Source organism: Neorhizobium sp. PAMB6716 (assembly GCF_058242805.1).
Window position 1 is genome coordinate 1,074,957 of the sequence record NZ_JBZAYW010000002.1, and the last position, 17,186, is coordinate 1,092,142.

Annotated in this window: 14 protein-coding genes; 8 read left to right on the forward strand and 6 right to left on the reverse strand. The window is 61.3% G+C overall.

Annotation, left to right across the window (positions count from 1 at the left end):
• Positions 1-5 precede the first annotated feature (5 nt).
• On the forward strand, positions 6-1,976 hold the full coding sequence (gene ptsP / locus AC4CWH_RS23525; protein WP_491321676.1) for a phosphoenolpyruvate--protein phosphotransferase: 1,971 nt from the start codon (positions 6-8) through the stop codon (positions 1,974-1,976).
• Positions 1,977-2,028: 52 nt separating this feature from the next.
• Here ptsP and AC4CWH_RS23530 read toward each other — a convergent pair whose 3' ends face one another.
• From AC4CWH_RS23530 to AC4CWH_RS23550, 5 genes are read right to left on the reverse strand one after another with little or no spacing between them, the layout of a single operon-like run.
• Complete coding sequence (locus AC4CWH_RS23530; protein ID WP_491286002.1) at positions 2,029-3,009, reverse strand: sugar-binding transcriptional regulator; 981 nt, start codon at positions 3,007-3,009, stop codon at positions 2,029-2,031.
• Positions 3,010-3,033: 24 nt separating this feature from the next.
• Complete coding sequence (locus AC4CWH_RS23535) at positions 3,034-4,362, reverse strand: acetoin dehydrogenase dihydrolipoyllysine-residue acetyltransferase subunit (RefSeq protein ID WP_491321677.1); 1,329 nt, start codon at positions 4,360-4,362, stop codon at positions 3,034-3,036.
• A gap of 1 nt (position 4,363) precedes the next feature.
• Positions 4,364-5,377: an alpha-ketoacid dehydrogenase subunit beta gene (locus tag AC4CWH_RS23540; RefSeq protein ID WP_491321678.1), complete on the reverse strand. Its 1,014-nt coding sequence runs from the start codon at positions 5,375-5,377 to the stop codon at positions 4,364-4,366.
• Between the two features lies 1 nt (position 5,378).
• The gene (locus tag AC4CWH_RS23545) at positions 5,379-6,377 is read right to left on the reverse strand and encodes a thiamine pyrophosphate-dependent dehydrogenase E1 component subunit alpha (RefSeq protein ID WP_491285999.1); all 999 of its coding nucleotides are present in this window, start codon (positions 6,375-6,377) and stop codon (positions 5,379-5,381) included.
• On the reverse strand, positions 6,374-7,699 hold the full coding sequence (locus tag AC4CWH_RS23550; RefSeq protein WP_491285998.1) for an NAD(P)H-dependent oxidoreductase: 1,326 nt from the start codon (positions 7,697-7,699) through the stop codon (positions 6,374-6,376). The genes AC4CWH_RS23545 and AC4CWH_RS23550 overlap by 4 nt, the downstream gene beginning before the upstream one ends.
• A gap of 222 nt (positions 7,700-7,921) precedes the next feature.
• Between AC4CWH_RS23550 and AC4CWH_RS23555 the strand changes: the two genes are divergently transcribed.
• From AC4CWH_RS23555 to AC4CWH_RS23585, 7 genes are read left to right on the forward strand one after another with little or no spacing between them, the layout of a single operon-like run.
• Positions 7,922-9,475 carry an extracellular solute-binding protein gene (locus AC4CWH_RS23555; protein ID WP_491285997.1) on the forward strand — a complete coding sequence of 518 codons (1,554 nt, stop codon included), beginning with the start codon at positions 7,922-7,924 and terminating at the stop codon, positions 9,473-9,475.
• A 4-nt stretch (positions 9,476-9,479) separates the two neighbouring features.
• On the forward strand, positions 9,480-10,421 hold the full coding sequence (locus AC4CWH_RS23560; RefSeq protein WP_491285996.1) for a carbohydrate ABC transporter permease: 942 nt from the start codon (positions 9,480-9,482) through the stop codon (positions 10,419-10,421).
• Position 10,422: 1 nt separating this feature from the next.
• Positions 10,423-11,265, forward strand: coding sequence for a carbohydrate ABC transporter permease (locus AC4CWH_RS23565; protein ID WP_491285995.1), 843 nt, complete (start codon positions 10,423-10,425; stop codon positions 11,263-11,265).
• A 3-nt stretch (positions 11,266-11,268) separates the two neighbouring features.
• On the forward strand, positions 11,269-12,315 hold the full coding sequence (locus AC4CWH_RS23570; protein ID WP_491285994.1) for an ABC transporter ATP-binding protein: 1,047 nt from the start codon (positions 11,269-11,271) through the stop codon (positions 12,313-12,315).
• Entirely contained in the window at positions 12,312-13,301 is a 990-nt protein-coding gene (locus AC4CWH_RS23575; RefSeq protein WP_491285993.1) for a carbohydrate kinase family protein, read from the forward strand. The genes AC4CWH_RS23570 and AC4CWH_RS23575 overlap by 4 nt, the downstream gene beginning before the upstream one ends.
• A 39-nt stretch (positions 13,302-13,340) precedes the next feature.
• A complete protein-coding gene (locus tag AC4CWH_RS23580; protein WP_491285992.1) occupies positions 13,341-14,042 on the forward strand; it encodes a hypothetical protein in 702 nt (233 codons plus the stop codon).
• Entirely contained in the window at positions 14,035-14,610 is a 576-nt protein-coding gene (locus AC4CWH_RS23585; RefSeq protein ID WP_491321679.1) for a hypothetical protein, read from the forward strand. The genes AC4CWH_RS23580 and AC4CWH_RS23585 overlap by 8 nt, the downstream gene beginning before the upstream one ends.
• Before the next feature lie 22 nt (positions 14,611-14,632).
• Here AC4CWH_RS23585 and AC4CWH_RS23590 read toward each other — a convergent pair whose 3' ends face one another.
• Positions 14,633-17,134 carry a TonB-dependent receptor gene (locus AC4CWH_RS23590; protein WP_491321680.1) on the reverse strand — a complete coding sequence of 834 codons (2,502 nt, stop codon included), beginning with the start codon at positions 17,132-17,134 and terminating at the stop codon, positions 14,633-14,635.
• Positions 17,135-17,186: the final 52 nt, after the last annotated feature.

Below are 17,186 nucleotides of genomic sequence, written 5' to 3' on the forward strand. Positions count from 1 at the left end.
AGCACATGGAAATCCAGCGCGCCGTTCGTGTGTCGGTTCCGGGTGGCATCCATGCCCGGCCCGCCGCAGAAATCGTCAAGCTCTCGAAGGGCTATAACAGCGAGCTTTTCCTCGAACATCAGGGGCAGTCGGCCACGACACGCTCGTCCTTCAAGCTCATTCTGCTGAGCCTGAAGGAAGGGGCCGACGTTACCATCAGGGCGATTGGCGACGATGCCGACCGTGCCGTGGAAGATATCGCCGGTTTTCTGGAAGCGCGACAGGGCAACCACACGGCGCCGCACCACGCGGCGCGACCGGAAACCTCACCCGATCCGGACGCGACTGTGCCGGGCAACACGGCGGACATTGCACCTGCCGCAAATGCCCTGAAGGGCATTGCAGGAGGTTCAGGCGCCGCGATAGGCCCGGCATTTCACTTCCGGCAACCGGTTCTGGACCCCTTTTTGCCGGTAATGGTCGATCTCAACACGGAAATCTCCGCGGCGCGGGACGCCACGCAGCATGTCTGCCGGGAGCTTCGCCAACAGGCGACGATGGCCGGCCGTCGCGGCACGGCAGACGTTCTGAATGCCATTGCCGAATTGTCGGACGATGCTGAATGGCTTTCCCGCATCGAAACCCTGATCCGCGGCGGACAAAGCGCCGGCGCGGCCGTTCTGGCCGCCGGAGCCGAGCTTGCTGCCGAACTGTCTGGGCTCGATGATGCCTATGCCCGTGCCCGCTCGGAAGATATTGCAAGCCTTGCGCGGCTCACGGCGCTGCGCTTGCAGGGCAAAAAGCCGGTGAGCCTTGCCGACGTCCCGGCGGGCAGCGTGCTGATCGCCGATGAAATCAGTGCCGCGGAAGCAGGCGGAGCCGATCTTGCGCGGCTCGGCGGACTTGTCGCCCGTCATGGCTCGGCCTCCAGCCATGCCGCCATTCTGGCGAGGGCGGCAGGCGTGCCCGCCGTCTTCGGCGTTGAGGATCCGCACGGCTGCCTCGGCAATGCCGTTGACATTGCGCTTGATGGAGACAGCGGAACGGTCTTTCCGGATCCGGATGCGCTCACCCGCGCTAACATTCTTCAGCGGCTCAAAACGGCCAGAAGCGAAGCGCAGGCGTTGCAGGCATGGGCCGGCGTTGCGCCGCAAACTGCCGATGGCGTTGCCATCACCATTGCCGCCAATCTTGGTTCCGTGGAGGAAATTCTTCAAGCGCAGGCGTCCGGCGCGATGGGTGTCGGGCTATTTCGAACCGAATTCCTGTTCATGAACAGAAACGACCTGCCGGATGAGGAGGAGCAACTGGAGGTCTATAAACGCCTGCTGCTTGCCTTCCCGGATCATCCTGTGGTTATCCGGACGCTCGATATCGGCGCCGACAAGCCGGTGCGCAGCCTTTCCCTCACACGCGAGGAAAACCCTTTTCTGGGCGTGCGCGGCATTCGCTTGTGCCTGAAGCGGCCGGATCTGTTCAAGCCGCAACTCAGGGCTCTGTTGAGGGCGGCCCCCTTCGGCAGGTTGCACGTGATGCTGCCGATGGTGGCAGAGGCAAACGAAATCGATGCGGCCGGTGCCGTGATCGACCTCTGCCGCAGGGAGCTTGCCGAAGAAGGCAGGCAATTCGGAGATTTCGTGCTCGGCATTATGGTCGAGACGCCGGCAGCCGTATTCGCTGCCGAGGCTCTTGCCCGCAAGGTGCAGTTCTTCTCGATCGGGACCAATGACCTCACACAATATGTGATGGCGGCGGACCGGCTGAACCCTGGCGTGGCAGGTCTCTGCCGGGTGGACCAACCCGCCGTCCTGCAGGCGATCCGCATGGTCTGCAAGGCCGCAGAACAGGCCGGCATATGGGTCGGTCTCTGCGGGGAAGCGGCGGGGGACCCCGGGGTCGCGCAGCAGTTCATTGCGGCAGGCGTGAGCGAACTCAGCATGTCGCCGGCCTCTATCCTCAAGATGAAAAGCGCCGTCCCCGGTTATGTGAGGGGATAACGGGCAGACCAGCCTCCCGATTGTTGTGGGAGGCTGTGAGGCAGGGCAACTGTCAGGCTTGCCCTTGCCCGCCCTCCCCAATCAGGGCTCGGGCCGTCTGCTCATCGGTGATGAAGGTGGTCGGGCAGACGATGCGGATAGCGCCGCGCAATGCCTGAATCTTTTCCTTGCCGCCTGAAATGAGGACCCGTTCCGGCGTGCGTTGCAGGCGGGAAAGACTGGCGGAGACGACGCGGGAATTCACCTCATGGTCGACGATCTCGCCCTTCTCGTTGATGAAGTTGTAGAGCACGTCACCTACTGCACCGGCCTCCACCAGGGAGCGCCGGTCGGATTCGGAGATATAGCCCGCACGGTAGCTTGTCGTCAGCGTGGAAATGCCGCCCACCGACAGCAGGGCCACATCGAGCTTGTCGGCCATCTCGAAGATCGCGGCGAGGCCACAGCGCTCGAGAAGGGCATGTTTTGTCTCCGGACTGTCGACCACTGCGGGCGCCGGGATCAAAAACCCCTCGCCCTGAAATAACTCAGCGAATTGCCAGGCAAACTCTGCCGGATTGAAGCGCCGGGCAGCCGCGATACCGCCAAGCAGCGAGACAACGCGAAAATCGTCGAGTGCGCCTCCCAGGATGAAGGGCAGCGTGTTGTAGAGTGTCTGGCCCCAGCCGACACCAACGGACATGCCGGCTTTCATCAGGCTCGAAATGAAGCCGCCGGCCGCAGCCGCAATCACCTTGACGGGATCGGCCTGCGGATCATCGAACGGTGCGACGATCACCCGGTTGATCCCGTAGCCGGTTTCCAGCTTGCGCTCCAGTTCGGTCAGTTCCGCGAGCGGCGAGGAGATGGTGACGCGCACCTCGTTTCGCCGCCGCGCCTCTGCCAGGGCGCGCACCACCATGATCCGGTTGATGCCCAGCATGGCGGCAACCTCGTTCTGGGTCTTGCCTTCCACATGGTAAAGCCAGACGGCCTTGGCCCGCAGGCGGTCGGCTTCGCTCTGCGCCCCCGTCGGCCTGATCACCTCCTGCATCCGCAACACTCCTGGTGATGTGGCTCAACCCAGAGCTTCTGCAGCTGCAAATTGTCTTTCGACGATCTTTGCCATGCGCTCCGGGCATTCGAAGTGTGGGATATGCCCGATACCGTGCAGGAAATGAAGTGCTAAATCAGCGTCAACCGTCAAGGCATGGCGGAATGGCGTCACCGCGTCCCGTCGCCCCCAGATGATCGAGGTCGGCATGGAAAGACGGCTAAAGGCGGGCCGCAGATCAAAAGCCTGCACGCCATCCGGGAAAAGCAACTCCGCCATGTCCATTTGGCAGGCCCGCAAACCCGGATCGGCACGGCCGCGCATGGCAGCCTTCGCATAATCCTCACCGATCAGGTCAGGATTGCCGGCAAGCTGGCGCAGCCAAGGATAGAGGCTTTCGACACGGGTGGCACGCGCAATCCCGGCGAGTGCGGCGCCATTGATATCAGGCCCGAGGCCTGCCGGTGCGATCGCCGTCAGGCTGAGGATACGCGGCGCGCGGATATCCGCGATTGCGGCGGCCAGGGCGCCGCCCAGCGAGTGGCCGAGAAGATGAACCGCATCGACGCTGCGTGTTGCCTCGTCGAAGGCATCCAGCACCATGCGCGCCAGATGGGCGAAGTCGCGGATCTTCCGCTTTGGTGAGCGGCCGTGCCCCGGCAGATCGATGCGGATCAGCGCCCTCTCCGATGATAGGGCCTTTTCAAGAGGCAGCCAGCCGCTGCTGTCGGCGGCAAAACCATGCAGGAGAACAAGCGGCATGCCTTTGCCAGCGCGCCGCGTGACGGCGAGCGGACCGCCTTCCGGCACCCAGCCGACGGCAGGTTGTGACGGCGCCGCGCTGCGGCGAAGAGTGAGATGATTGTCCACGTCCTCCTTCTGGATCCGCCCGCGGGGACCGCTGCCGGTAACATCCGGCAGGTCTAGGTCAGCCGTTCGCGCGGCATGGCGGGCCGCAGGCGTCGCTCGCAATTCTCTCGCGCTCGGCGCATCGCTGCTTTGGATCGCGGGCATCAGGGCAGGCGCCGGCGTTTCGGCCTCTGGCGCAGTCACCACGTCCTCAGCCATTCCGGCAACCGGTGCAGCAGCGGGCGGCGGCGTATCGACGGCTTCGCCTTGCGCGTAAATCCAGGCAATCACGGAGCCGACCGGCACTTTCGTGCCCGGTGCCGCCGTCACGTGCTGAAGGCTACCCGTGGCCGGTGCTTCCACCTCCATGGCGGCCTTGTCCGTCTCGATGTCGAAAAGAGCGGCCCCCTTTTGCACCACATCGCCAGGCTTCACATGCCATACGGCCAGCGTGCCATGGGTCATATCCATATCGACTTTGGGCAGGATCACTTCCACAGGCATGTCAGACCTCCCGGCGCGCCAGGCGCTGCGCCGCAGACAGGATCGTCTCGACCTGCGGAACGGCTGCACGCTCCAGATCGGGGTTATAGGGAATGGGCGCTTCCGCTCCGCCCAGACGCAGGATCGGCGCATCAAGGAAATCGAAAGCATCGCTTTCGGCCACCATGGCGCTGATTTCCGCGCCGATTCCGTAGCTCTTCACCCCTTCGTAGACGATCAGCAGGCGTCCTGTCTTGCGTACGGAGGCCAGAATGGTCTCGTGATCAATGGGACGGATGGAGCGAAGGTCGATGACTTCCGCACTCACGCCTTCCGCGGCCAGCTGAACGGCCGCCTCCAGCGCGCGATGCACCATGATGGAAGCGGCAACAATCGTGAGATCGCTGCCCGCACGGCGAATGGCGGCCTTGCCGATGGGCGTGATGTAATAGCCCGCCGGAACTTCGCCCTTCATCTTGTACAGCAGCTTGTGTTCGAACACGAGGACAGGGTCCGGATCGGCAAGTGCTGCCAGAAGCATTCCCTTGGCATCCTCCGGCGTGGAAGGCTGGATAACCTTGAGGCCCGGAACATGACCGAACCAGGCTTCCAGGCTCTGGCTGTGCTGGGCCGCAGCACCCGTGCCGGAGCCGGCCGGCATGCGAAACACCACCGGCACGGACGCCTCGCCGCCCAGCATATAGCGTAGCTTGGCAGCTTGGTTGACGATCTGTTCCATGGCGAGGGTGGCGAAATCGGAGAACTGGAACTCGAAGATCGGCTTCAGACCGGTGAGCGCTGCACCCACGGCCACGCCTGCGCCACCCAGTTCGGAAATCGGCGTATCCATTACACGGTCGGGGCCGAACTGGTCTACGAGATCGAGCGTCACCTGAAATGCGCCGCCATAAACGCCGATATCCTCGCCCATCAAAATAACCGTCGGGTCCGCCTCCATGGCAATCACCATGGCCTCGCGGATGGCTTCGGAATAGGACAGTGTCCGGGTGGAGGTTTCCTGTACCGTCGCGTCCATATCAGGCCTCTGCATATACATAGCGGGTCACTTCGCCGATGGCCGGGGCAGCGCTGCCCCGGGCAAATTCGATCCCCTGCTCCACGTCGCTGATTGCGGCGTCAGCGATGGCCGTGGCTTCGGCCTCGTCCAGAATGCCGTGGGTCATCAGTTCCGCCTGGAAACGGGCGATGGGATCGCGCGCCATCCAGGCTTCGATTTCGTCCTTGGTGCGATAGCGGTTGCGGTCGGATTTCGAGTGGCCGCGCCAGCGATAGGTGAGGTTTTCGATGAGGCTTGGGCCACCGCCCTCCCTTGCGCGGGCGATTGCGTCATGCACAGCTTCTGCGACAGCGGAAAAATCATTGCCGTCCACCGTCACCCCCGGCATGGAATAGGCCGCGGCGCGCTGGGAAATCTGGCGCACGGCGGTTGATCTTTCGACTGACGTCGACATGCCGTAGTGGTTGTTTTCGCAGATGAAGACGACCGGCAGCGCCCAGATGGCCGCCATGTTCAGCGCCTCATGGAAGGCCCCTTCGTTGTTTGCGCCATCCCCGAAGAAGCACAGCGTCACATCCTTGCGCCCAAGGCGCTTGGCCGAGAGGGCAGCACCCACAGCAATCGGTAGCCCGCCGCCGACGATGCCGTTTGCGCCAAGATTGCCGGTGCGCACATCCGCAATGTGCATGGAACCGCCGCGACCGTGGCAATAACCGGTTTCCTTGCCGAAGAATTCCGCAAACATGCGCCCGACATCCGCACCTTTGGCGATGCAGTGGCCGTGACCGCGATGGGTGGAGGTGATCTTGTCCGCATCCGTCAGTTCGATGCAGCTGGCAACGGCGCTGGCCTCCTGGCCGATGGAAAGATGCATCGTGCCGTGAATAAGCCCGCGCATGTAGCTCTGCTCGGCGCCTTCCTCAAAGCGGCGGATCAGATACATCCGCTTCAGCGCCTGCTTCAACTGCTCCGGCGAATAGGTACGGATGGCAAAGGGGCGATTGTCTGTCATGCTCATTTCAGGCTCTCCAGCATCGCATCCTGGCGGGCGCGCAGCATGGCAATCGGGCTATCGGCCGGCACCGCGGTGTTGAGGGACGTGAGCAATTCCCCTTTCTTCACCGGCGCCGTTGTGTGTGCGCCAGACAGCAGGCCGCAAGGCACTGCATTTGCGGCGCGCGCTTCGCTCGCCGTCATGATCCAGGCGCGGTAGCAATATTCGCCGATCTGATCGAGCGTTTCGCCCGGTTGCAGGTCCCGTTTGGCCACGGCACACACTTCGGCCACCGGGCGTGCCATCGGCACCATATCGGCCTTGCCGTAAAGCACGGCGCGCGCGCAGGTCAGCGGCACTTCAAGCGATGTGAGGTGATAAGGGCGGAAGAAGGTGAAGTAGGGACCCGTTCCCATCTTTAGATCTTCCATGCGTTCGCGGATGCGCGGATGGTCCATCTCCGCCACGACGAAGACTCCAGGCGCGACACCCTTGCCGATCGAAAAATCAACGCAGCCTTCGCTGGAAGACAGGACGCCGCCGGCGGACTGCGGCACCAGAACCTTGCTCAGCTCATCGCGTGAACAGGCCGGGCCATGCATGCCGGGTCTGTCGGGCAGAAGACCGGTGGCATTGGCAATGGCTGCCATTTCCACCATGGTTTTCGATCCATCGACAAACTCCACCAGCATCCGCGGGTTCATGTTGCGCCGGTGTGCTTCCTCGGCATAGAGATCCGGCGTCGCGTCGATATTGAGAGGGTTGTTCTTGCCCTTGCCTGCGGAAATGATGCGATGGCCCATGGCGCTGACGAATTCGATCAGTTCCATGCAACTGGAAGGTTCGTCGCCTGCGCCCAGCGAATAGACGACACCGAGCTTTTCGGCTTCTGCGCGCAGGTATGCGCCAATCGTTACATCCGCCTCGACATTCATCATCACCAGATGTTTGCCCGCCTGCATGGCAGAAAGGCCTACCTGTGCGCCGATGGCCGGAATGCCGGTCGCATCGACCACGACATCGATCAATCCCGCGTTCAGCAGCACAGCCATATCGTCGGTGACGGCAATCAGTCCGGCTTCCATCGCGGCATTGGCAGCATCGGCACTTGCCACGCGTCGCGAACGATCATCCGTACCATAAGCAATCTGCACCGATCGCTCGGCAGCGCCTGCCCGCACCTCACTGATCGCACCGACCACAATGCCCTGCATATGCGCGACGCGACTGACAATATCGGTTCCCATCTCTCCAGCACCGACAAGACCGATCCGAACGGGTTTTCCAGTTTGAGCCCGTACGGATAAATCGCGGGCAAGCCCGGTTAGGGCAACATTGGTTGGCATGGACACATCCTCCTTGATGCGCCATTGATTGCGTACATTTGTTATTTGTGTCAACAGTAAGTTCAGATCATATTATGATGCACTGCAGCGCTTTTTCTCGATTGACACCGAAAACAATATGAACACATTATCTAGCAGGGTAATTTATGTTCAAATAATCGCTGGGCGGAGGAGATGCGCAGCGGTGTTCAAGCATACGATTGATCACACTGGGAGGATGATATGGGTAAGGAATTCGCAGCGGTTTCGCGCCGCGGCTTTTTGCGTACAACGGCAGCGGCCGGTCTCACCGCCGGCCTCGGGGGGCTTGCTGTGCCATCTCTGGCAAAGACGTCCCTGCCGGACGTCAAAACCGTTCTCGACGGCATTTCCGTCGAAGGTTATGTGCGGGCCGACTACCGCAAGCTCTACAACATGACCAATGAGCCGCTATGGGATCCGGCAAAGGACTGGATTCGCGCCGTGGACTGGGAGAAGGTCCGTTCCGAACAGGCAGGCAAGACGGTACGTTTTGCCATTGGCGCCGCCGATCAGGAATCTGCTGCCGAGGGCCTGAAGCCCTTTGAGCAGCTTTCGGGTATCAAGGTGGAGCTGGTTCCGATCCCCGACGACAGCTTCTATGACAAGGCCGTCGCCGAATTCATTTCCGGCAATGCTTCCTTCGATGCGCTGCAGTTCTTTTCTCCCTGGCTCGGTGATTTTGCAGGTCCCGGGTTCCTCGCCGAACTGGATGATTATGCGGCCAAGTGGAAGCTGCCGCTTGACGATTTCTATGACACCTATCGCCTCAACTACGGTTATTTCGGTGGCAAACTGGTCGGCATCCCCTTCGACTGCGACGTGCAGATGGTGCATCTGCGCAAGTCTTCGATGGAAAAGATCCTCGGCGGCAAGATCGATCCGGCAAAGTCGGTTCCGACCTATGACGAACTCATCCGCATTACCGGCGAGGCCAATAAGCTTGGCGGCGGCGTCTCCGGCGTCGGCCTCATGCTGGCGCGCGGCTTCTGGGCCACCTACACTTGGGAGCATATTGCTGCACAGGCGGGCCTTAAACTGTTCGACGAGCAATGGAACCCGACATTGAACGGCGATGCCGGCCTGAAGGCCATGGACATCATCATGGCGCTTCAGAAGAACGCCATTGAAGGCGTTGCCGGTGCTGGCTGGGGTGAAAACCGTGCCGCCTGGCTGGGTGGTCAGGTGGCCGCAAATATCAGCTGGCAGGATAGCGGCACGCAGGCCATGCGCCCGGATCAGTCGAAGATCGTCGACGATTTTGTCACGATCTACGAGCCGCGCATCAAGGGCGGCGTGTTTGCACCGCCAAACATTGCCGGATCGACCTCCTGTGTGGCGGCAAATGCTCAGAACCCGGAAGGGGCTTTCCTGATGCTGGCCTTCCTGACGACGGCCTCGATCATGGCCATGAACGAAGCCAATGCCAATGGTGTGGCTCCGGGCTATCGCTCGGTTCTGGCCAATCCGCGTCTTCGCGCCGTCAGCCAGCCCGCCAAGGTCTGGGCCGACAGTCTGGAGCATGCCTGGTGCGCGCCGCGCCTGCCTGGCATGTTCGAGATGGAACAGGCGCTCGGCAACGAGATCAACCGCGCCGTGACGGGCCAGATTTCTGCCAAGCAGGCGCTGGAAAACGGCGAAACAGCCTGGAAACGCATCATGGAGAAAAATGGCTTCTCCGGCGGCAAGGGGCCGGTTGCCTATGCGGATGTCGCTCCCGGCATGTATGTCGGTGCCGGCAAGGCTCTGCCGTTCTGAGCCGATGGCAAATTCCGCAAACAGCATCAAGGCGGTGGCGTCAGTCACCGCCCGTCCGTCCACCGGTGGACTGCGTCGCCGCTCGCCGCTGCTGCGCAGCGCCTTCCCTTATCTCCTTGTGGCGCCAACCGTTCTCTACCTGCTGGCGATCACCCTCTATCCGGGCCTCTTTGCCATTTACCAGAGCCTTTTCGTGGTCCGTTTCCTGAAGTGGACCTGGGCCGGCCTCGGCAATTACGAGCGCATCCTACAGGATGGCGAATTCTGGGCCGCGTTGTGGAATACGGCAGTGATCGGCGGGCTGTCGCTCACGACGCAGACGGTGATAGCCCTTGCCATTGCCTATTTTGCCTATCGCGATCCCTTCATCCGCGGCTGGCGCATCGTTTATCTCATGCCCATGCTCTTCATGCCCTCGGCTGTCGCCTTCATGTGGAAGCTTGCCTTCAATGACGGCCGGGTGGTGTCAGACCTGCTGATGACGCTGGGGCTTGTAAACGGCAATGTCGACTGGCTCGCCTCCGTCTGGCTCGCCCGACTGACACTGATCGTCGCCGATGTCTGGCAATGGACACCCTTCCTGTTCATCATCTTCGTGGCGGCGCTGCAGGGGCAGGACCAGGAAATCGAAGAGGCCGCCCGGCTCGACGGGGCCTCCTGGCCGGCGATCTTCTGGAATATTTCGTTGCCGATGATGCGGCCTGTCATCGTGGTTGCCGTCACGCTGCGCGGCATCGACATCACCACCATGTTCACCAATGTCTACATCATGACGCAGGGGTCTCCCGGCGGCGCGACGGAGACGATGAGCTTCTTCATCTACCGCCAGGGGTTTCGCATGTTCAACTTCGGTTATGCCTCCGCCGCCTCGGTGCTGATGCTGGCAATGACGGTGTTCATTGCGCAAACCCTTGTGAAGCGGGCCTTCCGCTCGGGAAGGAGCTGACATGGCCTCCGTTCGTCGTGATCGCAGCGAAAGCCTGTGGCTTCGTTATGTCATTCTCGGTTCTTGGGCCATCGTCTGCCTTGCGCCGATGATCTGGTTCCTGACCATCGGTTTTCGCCCGCGCACCGAGATCATCGTGCCCCACCCGATCTATTGGCCGAACTGGAGCCTCGATGCCTGGCGGCTGCTGGTCAGTGACTGGCCGATTGCCAGCTATCTGCGCAATTCCCTCGTCGCGGTTGCAGGCTCGGTCGTCATCGATCTGCTGCTTGCCATACCGGCGGCCTATGCACTGGCCCGCTACGAATTCAAAGGACGCGAAGATATCGGCTTTTATATTCTTTCCACGCGCATGATGGCGCCTGCCATCGTTGCCGTGCCGATCTTCTTCCTGTTCCGGGGCATTGGTCTTCTCGATACGGTCTGGGCGCTGATGCTGGTCTATGCCGCCATAAACCTCAGCCTCGTCACCTGGATCATCCGCAGCTACATGCTGGATATTCCGAAGGAACTGGAGGACGCCGCCCGCACGGACGGTGCCGGAGACCTGACGATCCTGCGGGAAATCATCATTCCTGCCTGCCTTCCCGGTATCATCACAGCGGCGGTGATCGCGGCCATTTTCGCGATCAACGAATTCCTGTTCACGCTGCTGATCGCCTCGACCTCGAAGGCCTATACCATGTCCGTTGCGCTGGCGAATTTCACCGGCGGTTCGGACGGCATCATTTACAATGCAATTGCACTCGTCTCCTTCCTCGCCTTCGTGCCGATCCTGATCGTCGTGGTCCTGATCCAGAAGCACCTTTCACGCGGGTTGACGATGGGCGCGGTGAAAGGCTGAACCATGGCTTCCATTCAACTCAACAATATCGTCAAGCACTTCGGCTCTTTTGTTGGGGTCGAGAACATGTCGCTTGAAATCGCCGACGAGGAATTTCTCGTGCTGCTCGGTCCATCCGGCTGCGGCAAGACCACGACCATGCGCATGATCGCCGGGCTGGAACATCCCACAGACGGGAAAATCGTCATCGGCGGCGAAGTCGTCAACGAGATCGATGCGCGAGACCGGGACGTGGCCATGGTTTTCCAAGGCTATGCGCTCTATCCGAACATGACGATCTACGACAACATCCGCTTCCCGTTGCGCATGCGCAAGGTGCCGGCCGACCAGCACGACAGGCTGATCCGCCGGGCTGCCGAAATGGTGGAGCTTGGATCCTTCCTAGACCGCAAGCCCGCCGCCCTTTCCGGCGGCCAGCGTCAGCGTGCAGCCCTTGCCCGCGCCGTGGTGCGCGAACCGCAGGTCTTCCTGATGGATGAGCCGCTTTCCAACCTGGATGCCAAGTTGCGTGCCAGCATGCGGGTGCAGATCAAGCATATGCAACGGCAGTTGAAGGTCACCACCGTCTACGTCACGCATGACCAGATCGAGGCCATGACGCTCGCGGACCGGATCGTCATCATGAACCGCGGTGTCATTCAGCAAGTCGGCACACCGGACGACATCTATTCCGATCCTGCAAACACCTTCGTTGCCGGTTTTATCGGGTCGCCACCCATGAACCTGCTGGACGGAGAGGCGAGCAATGGCGTTTTCCGCAGCGAGGGGGTCGCAGTGCCCTGCCCGCCGCATGTGAACGGACGCGTCACGCTTGGTGTGCGGCCGGAGGATTGCGTCGTGGGCGGCGAGCATCTTGGGGGCATGATCTACGGGGTCGAGCCAACGGGCGATACGACCTATCTCACGGTCCAGACAGGCAAACGCTCCGTCGAAATCAAGGCCGCACGCGATTTTCGTGCGCCGATCGACACGCCTATAACCATTGGCTTCGATCCGTCCCGCCTCTATTTCTTCTCCGAGCGCGGTGATCGCATCCGGAGGCCAACATGAGCACCCGCTTCGACTATTCCTGCATGGGCTTTTACACCTTCGATGCCCTCTGCCGACCCGTCACCCAGATCGCGCCGGGCGGCGGCACCTATTTCGTGGAAGACTTCACATTGGCGGTCTCTGGTGCGGCGGGTTCCGCCTCCATCGTCGCGGCCAAACACGGGCTTCGCGTGCAGGCGGCCGGTGGCGTCGGTGAGGACGACATGGGTGACTGGGTGCTGATGAAACTGCGCTCCTTCGGCATCGATACGGAGTTGATGGCGCGTTGCCCGGACTTTTCCACCTCCTCTTCCATCGTGACCACCCGGCCTGATGGTGCACGGCCGGCTCTTCACAAGCGGGGCGCGACAGATGCCTTCTTTATCGATGACGGCCAGATGGAGCGCCTTCTCGACACGCGTATTCTGCATGTCGGCGGCGTCGGCCTGATGAACCGGATGGACGACACCGGCCGCACGCGCGAGGTAATGGCCGAGGCAAAGCGCAGGGGCGTCATCACGACGCTGGACGTGTTTGCCTCGACGGCGGAAGATTTGCCCAAGGTCGCGCAATTGCTGCCCTATACCGATTATTTTCTTCCCTCGGAGGAAGAGGCACGGGCGCTTTCCGGCCTCAGCGATAACCGGGATCTGGCGCATTTTCTGCTGGATCGCGGCGCAGGCTGCGTCATCCTGACACTCGGCGCCGAGGGGGCTTATTACTGTGGCAGCGATGGGCGGGAATTTTACACACCCGCCTTCGAGGTGGATGTGAAATGCACCTGCGGTTGCGGCGACTGCTTCAACGGCGGCTTTGCCACGGGGCTCGTCAAGGGATTGTCGGCAGAGGAGTGCGTTGAACTTGCGCAGGCGTCTTCGGCGCAAAATGCGACCGGCCTCGGCAGCCAGGCGGGTGTGCGCGATTATGCCGGCACGCTCGAATTCATCCGTTCGACGCGTCAACGACAAGGTCTTGAGGCTTCCGTGCCAGCCCTGATCACGGTATAAGAGAGCCTCTCGGGAAGGGGAGTGAACGCGGTGAACCTGATGCCTATCCGTCCGGATACGACAACCCTCAGGGAGGTCCTGCGCGGGGTGCGCCATGTCTTGCGCAGCGGACGCAAGTCCCTGCAGGAGGTCGGCGCGATGGAAACCTTGCCCGAACCGGCAGCCCGTCTGGCCAGGACACTTCTCGGCGATGTCGATGATATCGCTCGGGGCCTTGATGACCTGGCATCTCGCCTGGCCGGCAAGGTCCTCACCTCGACAGCCTCACCTGCCGCCCCCTTCGAGGAATTCATGGCGCATCCCCAAGGAGACGCCCCCTTTGCGGTTGTCGCGTATGAAGCGCTGAAGAAGGCTCTGCGCCATCTGCATACAGTGGATGCTTTCATCAGCGAGGCGGCGGCCCGTACGGCCTTTCAGCGCATGCGCCAATCGGCCAAGCCGGAGCAAACGGTAGAAACATCAGCCGCAATTCTGCTTCTGGCCATGCTGGACCTTCGGGTCGTGCGCGCCGAGGAACCGATGTCGCAGGCGCGCCCCGTGGCGGGCGAGGCCGACACGCTGGCGAGCTTTTCGGTTCTGCTATGGCTGCTTGCCGAGCGTTCCGATGCGGACTACGACATGGCGCTTCTGTCGGCCTGCGAACTCTCGCAGGCCCTTGCCGAGGTGATTGTCCGTGGCTGCGCGGCAGGCGATGTAGAGGCCCTGCGCAAACTGTTCGAACGGTATGCCGTCAATGTCTGAGACGCTTCTTCGGGTTGCACTCCCGCCAACCAACCAGCCTTTGCGTCTTGCGGTACGGCGCTTTCGCTGGTTCAAGCTCGCCTTCCATGCCCATGTGGAGGCCTGCGCGCGCCATCTTGGCTGCACCTTCGCCATTGATGACGAAAAGCTGGCCGAGGTCTTCATCCGCTGGCTTGAGGCCATCGACCGTCAGAAACCGCGCGACAAAGCCAAGCGCCGCGCCTTCTTCGAATTTGCTGCCTGCCTCATGCTGCGGGAATTGATCTCCGATCTGCCGATCCGCAGAACCTCGGAGGCTGTCGGCGGCAAGGCAAGCACCGCCGTCGGCGCCTTCTGGCCGGAAGGTTATGCCTGCACGATGTTTTGCCTGTCCATTCACTCGGCGGCGATGAAGCAGGAGTTCGATTTCGACGTGGATGTCAGCCCATCCGTTGACGATCTTCGAAGCTGGTGGTCGTTCAAGGAAAATTCTGCAGAAAACCGCAGTTTTCCCGCTGGTTTTCTGCAAAAGCTGCTGGGCCATGAACCTAACTGGTCGATGCCGGACATCTTTCGCGCGCAGCTCTAGATGCGGAGACCGGCACCCAGCACTAGAATTTCCGGCTGATCGACAGCTTGAAGTTCCTGCCGGGCATGGCCGCGATCCCATCCGAGAGATAGGGCTCGTAATATTTGTCGAACAGGTTGTCGATTGCGGCATGCATCTCCATGCCGGCAAGGCTTCCCTCCTTCGGGGTCCAGTCCACCGAAATGCCGTGGACGGCATAACCCTTGCTTTCCGGCCGAGCATAAAAATAGCCGGTTCCCTGATTGTAAGGGGTACGCTTCTGGGCTGACACGAACAAACCGTTCCAGCTGATCGACAGGTCCCATTCCGGGATCTTGTAGCCCAGCTGGACATTGCCGGTAAACGGCGCAAGGTCCTGGAAATAGGTGTTCGGACCGCTGACGTCATTGATGGCGCCGTTGCGTGAGCCGTTCATCCAGGCAAGGCCGATGTTTGAAAAGATGCTCTCGGAATCGTAGTTCACGGAGAAATCCGCGCCGTAGATCTTGTAGCTCGGCGTATTCCAGTAGAACGGCACGGGCCCGGTGATGTTGGCGAGATTGGCGCTGCCGAACCGGCGCATCACCGGGTTGGTCACATGGTTGTAGAAAAGCGCCACCGAGGTTTTCAGCGTATCTTCTTCAGACAGCAGTCCGTCGAACTGGCGTGACAGGCCGATATTGATATTGTTGTTGCGTTCGACCTCGAGATCGCGGGAGGTGGCGGACGCCTTGGTTGCGGCGCTCTGGCTGGAATAAAGCTCGTCGATCACAGGCACGCGCATAGCATAGGCCCAGTCGGCAAAGAGGGTTGTTTCAGGCGTTGCCTCCCAGCGAAGGCTGAGTGCGGGCGTGACCCCCGTATGGGAGGTGGCGGAATAGTCGTGGCCGGCTGCCGGATTGTTATAGCGCGGCGCGGCATTCGGCACGCCTTGCGAGCGCACATAATCGAAGCGAAGCCCGGGGGTTATCTTGAAATCCGGCGTCAGGCCGATCTCGTCCCTGACAAAGGCGGAGAGCGTGTCCTGCTTGCCTTGCGGCATGATCCAGGACGAGTAATAGCCATAATTATACTGGGCGCTGTTCTTGTTGGCGATGTCGTACATCCAGGTGTCGCGATCGTGATGCACATACTGAACACCGTAATTGGCCGCATGCGAAAGGCCGCCCAGATCGAAATACGAGGTGTTTTCCAGCTCGAATTTGATATCGGTATATTTGGCGTCATCCTCCTGGCCGCCAAGGCTGGCGCTGGGGACGAAGCCTGCAATGGTCGGGCGCGTCATGTGCAGGTCGGTGGAGGAGAGGCTGAGCATCGCCTTGACGTTCACCAGATCGCTGTCGCCGGTATAGGCGTATTTCAGCGTCGAGGAGAAGTCCTCCATCTCGCGCAGGGCGAGCGCCCGCAGCCGCGCGGTTTCATATCCATAACGAGCAATGCTGGAGGCCGTGAGGTCCAGGTCACCGCGATTGGCCGCTGGCGGACCATAATCCGACGAGCGACCATAGATGACGGAGGCCCTCAATTCGTGCCCGTCGACTTCCAGGCCCCCGTTGGCGGAAAAGGATGTCAGCTTATCGCTGGAGGCCTCGTAGACCTGTCCGCCGCCGACGCGCACATTGTCGCTCTTGCGCCAGATGACCGAGGCCATGCCATCATAAGTGACGGGGCCGCCAAAATCGGACTTGCCATAGACGGCCGCCGATCCGAGACGTTGCTTGTTGGCGCTCTGATAGCCGGATTTCACCCAGGCGCCAAAACTTTTGCCCTCCAGCAGCATGTCTTCCGCGGTCTTGCTTTCCATGATGACCGTGCCGCCAAACCCGCCATTGCCATAACGCACCGACGTTGCACCTTTGAGGATTTCCACGCGCTTCAGCAGTTCCGGGTCCACGAAGACCGTGCCCTGGTCGTAGCGCTCGAAATTCTTTGGCGCGCCATCGAGCAGGATCCGGACATCCGATTGACGGGTAAAGCCGCGAATGGAGATGCTTTGCCCTTGCAGCCTGACCCCGCCGGTGGCGGTGACACCCGGCGTCTTCTGCAAAAGTTGCGGCAGGGAGTTTGATTGGGCGGCCTCGATCTGGCGCCCATTGATCTCCGCCACGCTCGGTGCGCCGCTGTTGAACAGGCCGCCGGCTCCGACCGTCACGCGCGGCAGAACCGTCTCATCGCCGGCGGTTGCTGCGGATGAATCTGTGGAGAGTTTTTCGAGCTTCACCGTCCGTTCGGCAACAAACCGATAGGTGAGGCCCGTTCCGGCCAGCAGCTTTTCCAGAGCCTCACCCACCGTCATCGAACCGGTGATCCTGACGTTCGTGCGCCCGCTTGCAAGCGTCGCATCGAAAACGACCTGAAGGCCGGACTGGCTGGCGAGGCGATTGAGGCTCGTGACAACACTGCCGGCGGGCAGGTCAATGGCGATCCGGCCGGCCTGTTGTGCGCTTGCGACCGCTGGAAGCGAGGCCAGGGCGACGCTCGTCAGAAACAGGGAAAGCAGCGGCAGTCTCAACCGGCGGCGCGTTGACCGGGTGTTGTGTGTCATAGGGATAAGCTCCTTGGGCAGCAAAATATGTTCTCTGCCAGCCGTACGAATG